This is a genomic window from Sphingomonas sp. ABOLG (assembly GCF_003950435.1).
In the GTDB taxonomy this organism is placed as follows: Bacteria; Pseudomonadota; Alphaproteobacteria; order Sphingomonadales; family Sphingomonadaceae; genus Sphingomonas; species Sphingomonas panaciterrae.
The window spans coordinates 95,687-104,655 of record NZ_QQWW01000012.1; the positions used below are offsets into that span (position 1 = coordinate 95,687).

The following is an 8,969-nucleotide window of genomic DNA, read 5'->3' on the forward strand; positions in this document are numbered from 1 at the left end:
TCAGGAAGCACCTTCGGTCGATAGATCGCGGACGACCAGCTTGGATGGAAAGATCAGGGTGAACACGGCGCCTTTGCCGTCCGTCCGGTTCGCCGCCTCCACGCTCATGCCCATCGCGTCGGCAAACGCCTTGACGATGGCAAGGCCCAGCCCCGTTCCGCCGATCGCACGATCGGACCCTTCGAAACGGGTGAAGGTCTCGAACACCTCGCCTTCGCGTCCCGGCGGCAGGCCGGGGCCATGATCGAGCACCGCCAGCCGCAAGTCGCCGAAACGGTTGCGCCCTTCGATGACGATCTCGGTGCCCGGTTCGCCGTAGCGCCCCGCATTGTCGAGCAGGTTGAGCAGGCAATGATGGAGCAGTTGCGGATCGGCCCGGACAAGCGGCAGATCGGGCGGCACCTCCAGCCGCACCTCATGCCCCTCCAGCGCGCGCCTGGCATCATGCGCGGCGCCGGTGACGGCATCGCTGAGGTCGATCGCCTCGACGTTCAGTTTCAGCGCGCCGGCCTCGACCCGCGCCATGTCCAGCAGGTTGGCGACGAAGCGGTTGAGCCGCTGCGCCTCGCCCTCGATCGTGCCGATCAGCTCGGGCGTCACGCCATGATGCAGCTCGGCCGCAGCGGCGATGACTGCGGTGAGCGGCGTGCGCAGGTCGTGGCTGACCGATGACAGCAACGCCGCGCGCAGCCGATCGCGCGTGCGAACGACGTCGAGGTCGCGCATCTCGGATTGGAGCCGCAGGCGCTCAAGCACGAGCGCCGATTGATCGATCAGGCTGCTGAGCAAGGGCAATTGATCGGCGCGAATGGGGCTCCCTGCCCTGTCGCTGGCGACGCCCAGCACGCCCAGCACCCGGTCGCCTGCCTTCATTGGCTGAAACAGCCATTCCGATGCGGCGAGCGTGCCCGAACCCTTGCCCGCCGGGCTGCCAGTATCGAACGCCCAGCTGGCCGCCGCATTGTCCATGATGTCGAGGCGGTAGGCCGGGTCGCTGGCCGCCAGAATCTCGAGTTCAGAGCCGGTCGTGCGACCGAGCAGCACGACTTGCACGTCGAGCAGGCGATGGACATCGTCGCAGATCATTTGCGCGGCGACATCGGGATCATTGACCGCCGCGATCTGGCGCACGAAGCCGGCCAGGATGGCGTTGGTGCGTGAACTGGCGGTGGCCAAGTCCGCCTGTGCCCGCACGCGCGCGGTCAACTGACTGGTCGCGATCGCGATGCCGAGCAGGACGATGGCGGAGATCAGGTTCTCCGGATTGCTGATCGTCAGCGTGCCGGTGGGCGGGAGGAAGAAGAAATTATAGGCAAGGCTCGACGCGATCCCGGCATACAGCCCGGTACGCAACCCGAAGAGGCTGGCGGCGGCCATGACGGGCAACAGGTAGAGCAGCGCAACGTTGCCGAGATCGAGGATCTGGAACAGGGCGCTGGCGAGCGCCGTGACACCCGCCACCATCGCCGTCGTGATCGCATAGCCAGATCGCGTTCCCGAATGGCCCGGACACTTCAGGATGCGCGGGTTGGAGGGCGGTGATACCGGCATCGGCAGGACGTGTACGGTGACATCCGGCGTATCCCGGACCAGCTTGTCCACGATCGATCCATGGCGCAGCTCGAACCAGCGCGACCGATGCGATTTGCCCAGCACCAGCTGGGTCGCGCGCAGGTCGAGGAGGACCGACTGAATGCCGCTGACCACATTTTCGGCCGGTACGGTCGCCACCGCTCCGCCAAGCTGCGTCGCAAGCGTCATCGTCGCGGCGACGCGGGCATGCTGCTCATCAGTGAAATGGGCCGCGCGCGGCGTTTCGATGAACACCGCCGTCCACGGCCCGCGCAAACCATCGGCGACGCGCTTTGCGGCGCGGACCAGCGCATCGCAGCCCGGCAGCTCGCTGATCGCCACCACTATCCGCTCACTGCCCGCCCAGGTTCCGCCAAGCCCGAGCGCGCGCACATCGTCGAGCATGCGCGCGTCGACCACTTGGGCGGCGCGGCGCAACGCCAGTTCGCGCAGCGCGGACAGGTTGGACTTGGAGAAGAAGTGGCCGAGTGCGCGCGTCGCCTCGGCAGGCAGATAGACCTTGCCCGCCTTCAGCCGCTCGATCAGCTCGTCAGGCGGAATGTCGACGACCTCGACCTCCGCCTGCTCCAGGATACGATCGGGCACCGTCTCGCGCACGCGGACGCGGGTGAAGCTCGCGACGATATCGTTCAGGCTTTCGACGTGCTGGATATTCACCGTCGAATAGACGTCGATGCCCGCGGCGAGCAGTTCCTCCACATCCTGATAGCGCTTGGGATGGCGGCTGCCCGGCGCGTTGGTGTGTGCGAGCTCATCGACCAGCACCAGCCGCGGACGACGCGCCAGGATGGCGTCGAGATCCATCTCAAGCAGCGTTCGCCCCTCATAGAGGACGCGGCGGCGGGGGATGATGTCGCGGCCGCGGGTCAGCGCCTCGGTTTCGATCCGGCCATGCGTCTCGACCACGCCGATCACGACGTCGACGCCGTCGCGCTCCCGCGCCGCGCCCTCGGACAGCATCTCATATGTCTTGCCGACGCCGGGGGCCGCACCGAGGAATATCTTCAGCCGCCCCCGTCCCTCCTGCGCCGCCTGACGCAGCAGAGCATCCGGATCAGGTCTGCCGTCACCGGATCCCGCCATCAGCGCCCCATGCCGTCCAGCGCCCGGTTAAGGGCGAGGACGTTGACGTGCGGCTCACCGAGGATCGAGCCCTGGACGTGCGCGGTCACCAGCGCGCGGACCTCCGCCTCCGGCAGACGCCGGATCCGGGCAATGCGCGGTACCTGTGCCAGTGCGGCGGCCGGCGACAGATCCGGGTCGAGCCCCGAGCCGCTGGCGGTCACTAGATCCGCCGGCAGCGGCCCGTCGATGCCTTCGGCACGGCGCCTGGCGACGTCAGGCGTCACCCGATCGACCAGCGCCTGCGCGGCGGGGCCGAGGTTCGATCCCGAGGATGCCAGCCCGTCATAGCCTTTGCCGGCCGCCGACGGGCGTGTCTGGAAATAGCGATCCGTGACGAACGCCTGGCCGACCACAGTCGACCCGATCACCCGGCCGGCCGGATCGCGCACCAGGCTGCCATTGGATTGGTGTGGGAACAGCAGCTGCCCGATCCCCGTCATCGCCAACGGATACGCCAGCCCCAGCAAGCCCGCAAACAGGATCGTCATGACGACTGCGGGGCGAAGCGCCGAGGTAAAGTCCTTGCCCATGTGAAAGCTCCCTTACGCGAGGCCGAGGCCGCCGACGACAAGATCGATGATCTTGATGCCGACGAACGGGGCAACGAGGCCGCCGAGGCCGTAGATGGCGAGGTTTCGGGCCAGCAGTGGCCCTGCGCCCATCGGTCGGTACGTGACGCCGCGCAGCGCCAGCGGCACCAGCAGCGGAATGATGACGGCGTTGAAGATGATCGCCGAGAGGATCGCGGACTGCGGCGTTTCCAGCCCCATCACATTCAGCACGCCCAGCTCCGGGTAGAGCGCGACGAACATCGCGGGGATGATCGCGAAATATTTCGCCACGTCGTTCGCGACCGAGAAGGTCGTCAGCGCGCCGCGGGTCATCAGCAATTGCTTCCCCAGCCCCACGACCTCGATCAGCTTGGTCGGATCGCTGTCGAGATCGACCATATTGCCCGCCTCGCGCGCCGCCTGCGTGCCGGTGTTCATCGCCACGCCGACATCGGCCTGCGCCAGCGCGGGCGCGTCATTGGTGCCGTCGCCGCACATCGCCACCAATCGCCCGCCGGTCTGCTCCTTTCGGATCAGTGCCAGCTTGTCCTCGGGCGTTGCCTGGGCAAGGAAGTCGTCCACACCGGCCTCGGCGGCAATCGCGGCGGCGGTCAGCGGATTGTCGCCGGTGATCATCACCGTGCGGATCCCCGTCTGGCGCAGCTCCCCGAACCGTTCGCGGATGCCAGCCTTCACCACGTCCTTGAGGAAGATCGCACCAAGCAGGCGTCCGTCCTGCACCACCGCCAGCGGCGTGCCGCCCCCCCGGGCGATCTCGTCAGTGATGCGGCGAAGCTCGGTCGCCGCCGCCGTCTCGCTCACGCCCGAATTGGCGCGCAACACCGAATCAACCGCCCCCTTCTGGATCAACGAGGCTCCGGCCCTAACGCCGGAAAGCCGCGTCTGGGCGCTAAACGGGATCACCTCCGCCCCCTCGGGCAACGTCGTGATGGTGACGCCGAACGCCTCGCGCGCCAGCATCACGATCGAGCGGCCCTCCGGCGTCTCGTCCGCCAGGCTCGCCAGCAGCGCGGCTTCGGCAAGCGCCTGCACGCTGGTGCCGCTGATCGCGCGAAACTCGCTCGCCGCCCGGTCGCCGACGGTGATCGTGCCCGTCTTGTCGAGCAGCAGCACGTCAATGTCCCCCGCCGCCTCCACCGCGCGGCCCGATTTGGCGAGCACGTTGAACCGCACTAGCCGGTCCATGCCAGCGATGCCGATCGCCGAGAGCAGCGCGGCGATCGTCGTCGGGATCAGCGTGATGAGCAATGCGGCGAGCATCGCCACCGGGATCCCGCCGCCGGCATATGAGGCAAAGCCGGGAATTGTGGCCACCGCGATGAGGAAGATGATCGTCAGCCCGACGAGCAGGATCGTCAGCGCGATCTCGTTCGGCGTCTTCTGCCGTTCGGCCCCCTCGACCAGCGCGATCATCCGATCGAGGAAACCCTTGCCGGGCTCCACCGTCACCTTCACGCGGATCTTGTCCGAGATGACGCGCGTACCCGCGGTGACGGCTGACCGATCACCGCCCGCCTCGCGGATCACCGGCGCGCTTTCGCCCGTGATCGCGGCCTCGTTGACGCTGGCGACGCCCGCGACGACTTCGCCATCGGAGGGGATCAGGTCATTGGTCTCGACCAGCACGATATCGCCGACCTTCAGCTGGCTCGCGGGGACATCGTCATATTGACGGCCGTCGCCCTTCAGCCGCTTGGCGGTCAGTTCCGCCTTGGTCGCGCGCAAGCTGGCAGCCTGCGCCTTCCCGCGCCCTTCGGCCAGCGTCTCGGCAAAGGTGCCGAACAGCACCGTCAGCCACAGCCAGACGGCGAGCTGCGCCTTGAAGGCGACGCTGAGATCGTCGTGTCCGACGACAAGCAGGATCGTCATCAGCAGCGCGACGACCGCGGTGACGAACATCACCGGGTTACGGACGAGTTCCCTGGGATTGAGCTTCAGGAACGAAGCCTTGATCGCCGGCACGACCAAATCGGCCGTGAACAGGCTCCTGGACAAGGTTTTTTGAGATTGGGCTTTTGCCATGGGGCCCCCGATCAGAACAGCTGGCCGCGGATCATCGCGAGATGATCGGCGATGGGACCGAGCGCGAGGCTCGGCAGGAAGGTGAGACCGCCCAGGATCAGCACGATGCCGACCAGCAGGCCGATCCACAGACCACCGGTGGTCGGGAACGAGCCCGCGCTTTCCGGCGTGTGCTTCTTGGCCGCGAGACCACCGGCGATCGCCAGCATCGGCACGATGACGAAGAAGCGGCCGAACCACATCGCGAGCCCAAGCAGCCCGTTGTAATAGGGCGTGTTGGCCGTCAGACCGGCGAAGGCGGAGCCATTGTTGCCCACGGCGCTGGTGAAGGCATAGAGGATCTCCGAAAAGCCGTGCGGCCCCTTGTTGAGCGGACCGGCCAGCCCTTGCGGGAGAACCGACGACAGCGAGGTGAGACCAAGGATGACGAGCGGCAGCACCGCGATCGCCAGCACAGCGAGCTTCACCTCCCGCGCCTCGATCTTCTTGCCGACATATTCCGGCGTACGGCCCACCATCAGCCCGGCGACAAAGACCGCGAGGATGGCGAAGAGCAGGAAGCCGTAGATGCCCGCACCCACGCCGCCGATCACGACCTCGCCAAGCTGCATGTTGAACAGCGGGATCATGCCGCCGAGCGCGGTAAAGCTGTCGTGCATCGCGTTTACCGCACCGCACGAGGCGGCGGTCGTGACGACCGAGAAGAGCGCGCTGGCGGCGATGCCGAAGCGAACCTCCTTGCCCTCCATGTTGCCGCCAGCGACACCCAGTTGGCGCAGGATCGGGTTGCCGGCAGCCTCCTGCCAGTAGGTGACGGTGACGCCGGCGAGGAACAGGATCACCATCGCCGACAGGATCGCCCAGCCCTGGCGCGTGTTGCCGACCGCCTTGCCGAACGTCCAGGTGAGGCCGAAGCCGATCAGGAAGATCGACAGCATCTGGACGAGGTTGGTCAGCGCGGTCGGATTTTCGAACGGATGCGCCGAATTGGCGTTGAAGAAGCCGCCACCATTGGTGCCGAGCATCTTGATCGCCTCCTGTGACGCGACCGGACCGAGCAGGATCGATTGGCGGACACCTTCCAGGGTGTTCACGTCGACCGCGCCCCCCATCGTCTGCGGCACACCCGAGGCGATCAGGAAGATCGCGTAAACGACGCAGATCGGCAGCAGCAGGTAGAGCGTGATGCGCGTGACGTCGGCCCAGAAGTTGCCGATCGCCCTGGCCTCGCGCCGCGCGAAGCCGCGGAACAATGCAAAGGCCAGAGAGATGCCTGTCGCGGCCGACAGGAAATTGTGGATTGTCAGCCCCAGCATCTGGCTGAGGTTCGACATGGTGCTCTCGCCGCCATAGCTTTGCCAGTTGGTGTTGGCGGTGAAGCTGATAGCGGTGTTGAACGCGAGATCCGGCGACAGCCCGGCCAGACCTTGCGGATTGCCCGGCAGCACGCCCTGCAGCCGCAGCACCGCATAGGTCAGGACCAGCAGCGCGACGTTGAACAGCAGCATGTGGACGGCGTAGCGTCGCCAGCCCTGCTCCTGGTTCGGATCGATGCCCGACAGTCTGTAGAAGCCGCGCTCGACCGGGCCGAGCACGGCATGGAGCGGCGTGCGCCGCCCTTCATAGAGCGCGTGGAGCCACAGCCCCACGGGCTTGGTGAGCGCCAGCAGGATGCCGACGAACAGGAGGATCAGGAACCAGCCCTGGAATGTCATGGAGCCGCTCCTTTCAGAAGCGCTCGGGGCGGATCAGCACCGCCACGAGATAGAAAAGAAGGCCAATGGCGGTCAGCGCCGCCAGCCAGAGATCGAGCGTCATCGCGTGAACTCCCTCAACCGTTGTCGCACAGGCGGGCGTAGGCGAGGGTCAGCGCGAACAGCCCGACGATGATCGCGATCCAGAGCAGGTCCTGCATCGGTTTCCTCCAATGATCAGAAGGCTGCCGTCAGCGACACCACGACCGTGCCGTCGGCGATGTTGCCGGTGCCGTCCTGGCCCTTGCTGAAGCTGGGGCGGAGGTAGGCAGCCTCGCGGTTGGAGATGTCGGTGTCGACGTAACTGACGTTGAAGGTCAGGCTCTGCCACGTGGCATCGGCGCCCAGCGACCAGTCCCAGTACCGCCCGGTAGGCGACACCGCCGTCGCATTCGGACCCAGGCCGCTCTGACCCCAGCTGCGCCCGATATGCGCCTTGGCGGTGATCGGCGTGCCAGCCAGCGGCAGCGCACCGTCACCCCACAGATAGAAGTTGTCGTCCTTTGCACCGGGATTGTTGTAGACCCCGTCCGCAGCATCAGTGCCCGTATTGTACCATTTGCCGAGCGCCTGTTGCTTTGGCGCATAGGCGACGCCCGCCGTCAGCGTGGCGGCACCGGCGGTACCGGTCAGCTTGATGTAGGGCTCGGCAAAGTCGGTCTTGTCCGCGCCGCTTGGGTACATGTACCAGGTCAGTCCGACGTCGAGGGTAACGTTGTCGGCAAGCGTCGCCTTGTACCCCCCGATCAGGTCGAGTTCCATGTTGGCGCCGCCGAACGTGCCCCAGCCAGCCAGGTTCGACGCCCAGGTCCCGATATAGAAACCGCTGTCGTGCGCGACGGTGATGCCGCCCTGGACGGCCATTTCCTGATCGGATTGCGATACACCGCGGAAGCGGTAGTCGGACGTGACCGACACCGAGCCGCTGACGGTGATCGCGGGCGGTGGAGCGGTGTCGGCTGCGGCCCCTGCCTTGTCATTGGCCGTGGACTGCGCCTGCGCCTCCACCGGCAGCGCCAATAGGCAGGCGGTTGCGGCAACGAAATGGACCTTCATCATGCACCCCTTCGAGCGGCCTTCCGTCGGATGACGGCGCCTTCAGGGACGTGCGATTAGGCGCACGTTGCGTATGAATTCGAGAGCGATTCCCGCAATTCACATAGTGTTCGCATATAGATGTCGCTTTTAGAGCCGCCGGCAGTCGCGGCAGTGAAGTGATCCTCGGGTCAGGATCCAGTGATGTGAGTGTCGCGGTCTGATTCAGGGTCCGCAACGAGACCGGAATGAGCTGCGCTGGCGAGATGCGCCGAGCGCTAGGCTCGCACAACACGCTCTTCAACCGCTGGAAGCGATGGGGCGAGCGCGGCGTGTTCACGCGAATGATGGAGGCGCTGGCTGCGGGCGCACCGCACGGTGGGCATACAGCCTTGCATCCCGTGCCGGCGATCGCGCAACGACCCGGTCAGATACGATAAGCGCCGCTATCGGCGACGTAACCGGATCGAGATCATGTTCGGTCGCCTCAAAGACTGGCGCCGCGTCGCGACCCGCTACGATCGCTGGCCGAGCGCCTTCTTTTCCGCCGTTGCCGTCGCGGCCAAGGTTGTATTCTCACCGTGATCAACGAGTCCTAACGCTAGCCATGTGCGCCGAACGCCTACAGGGCCCTAAGCCGGCTGAGCGAGGATGGTTGCCGCGCCGGAGCTGGTGCGTTCCAGTTCCTTGGCCAGGCCCTACAAACGACAACGCCGCCCTGAAGGGCGGCGTGTGTGTGTTTGGTTGCGGGGACAGGATTTGAACCTGTGACCTTCAGGTTATGAGCCTGACGAGCTACCGGGCTGCTCCACCCCGCGACACTGTGTTTTTGTCCGTTTTGGAAACACGAACGCCTCCGTGATTAGCG

At 66.1% G+C, this 8,969-nt stretch carries 6 protein-coding genes, 1 tRNA gene and 1 pseudogene; 1 reads left to right on the plus strand and 7 read right to left on the minus strand.

All coding sequences use genetic code 11. From position 1 onward, the window contains the following. From CA236_RS14155 to CA236_RS14180, 6 genes are all read right to left on the minus strand, one after another. The gene (locus CA236_RS14155; protein ID WP_125946071.1) at positions 1–2,676 is read right to left on the minus strand and encodes a sensor histidine kinase KdpD; all 2,676 of its coding nucleotides are present in this window, start codon (positions 2,674–2,676) and stop codon (positions 1–3) included. Then, positions 2,676–3,248, minus strand: coding sequence for a potassium-transporting ATPase subunit KdpC (gene kdpC / locus CA236_RS14160; RefSeq protein WP_125946072.1), 573 nt, complete (start codon positions 3,246–3,248; stop codon positions 2,676–2,678). The genes CA236_RS14155 and kdpC overlap by 1 nt, the downstream gene beginning before the upstream one ends. A gap of 12 nt (positions 3,249–3,260) precedes the next feature. Further along, on the minus strand, positions 3,261–5,312 hold the full coding sequence (gene kdpB / locus CA236_RS14165; RefSeq protein ID WP_125946073.1) for a potassium-transporting ATPase subunit KdpB: 2,052 nt from the start codon (positions 5,310–5,312) through the stop codon (positions 3,261–3,263). 11 nt (positions 5,313–5,323) lie between these two features. Then, the gene (kdpA, locus tag CA236_RS14170; RefSeq protein ID WP_125946074.1) at positions 5,324–7,027 is read right to left on the minus strand and encodes a potassium-transporting ATPase subunit KdpA; all 1,704 of its coding nucleotides are present in this window, start codon (positions 7,025–7,027) and stop codon (positions 5,324–5,326) included. A gap of 13 nt (positions 7,028–7,040) precedes the next feature. Further along, on the minus strand, positions 7,041–7,130 hold the full coding sequence (gene kdpF, locus CA236_RS14175) for a K(+)-transporting ATPase subunit F (RefSeq protein ID WP_125946075.1): 90 nt from the start codon (positions 7,128–7,130) through the stop codon (positions 7,041–7,043). A gap of 113 nt (positions 7,131–7,243) precedes the next feature. Further along, positions 7,244–8,122 (minus strand): TorF family putative porin, encoded by an 879-nt coding sequence (locus CA236_RS14180; protein WP_125946076.1) that lies wholly within the window; start codon positions 8,120–8,122, stop codon positions 7,244–7,246. Positions 8,123–8,482: 360 nt separating this feature from the next. On the opposite strand from CA236_RS14180, the pseudogene CA236_RS14185 reads away from it, so the two are divergent. Further along, a pseudogene (locus CA236_RS14185) lies at positions 8,483–8,686 on the plus strand (transposase); the annotation flags it as partial. A 156-nt stretch (positions 8,687–8,842) separates the two neighbouring features. Here CA236_RS14185 and CA236_RS14190 read toward each other — a convergent pair. Then, positions 8,843–8,919, minus strand: a tRNA-Met gene (locus CA236_RS14190). Between the last annotated feature and the right edge of the window lie 50 nt (positions 8,920–8,969).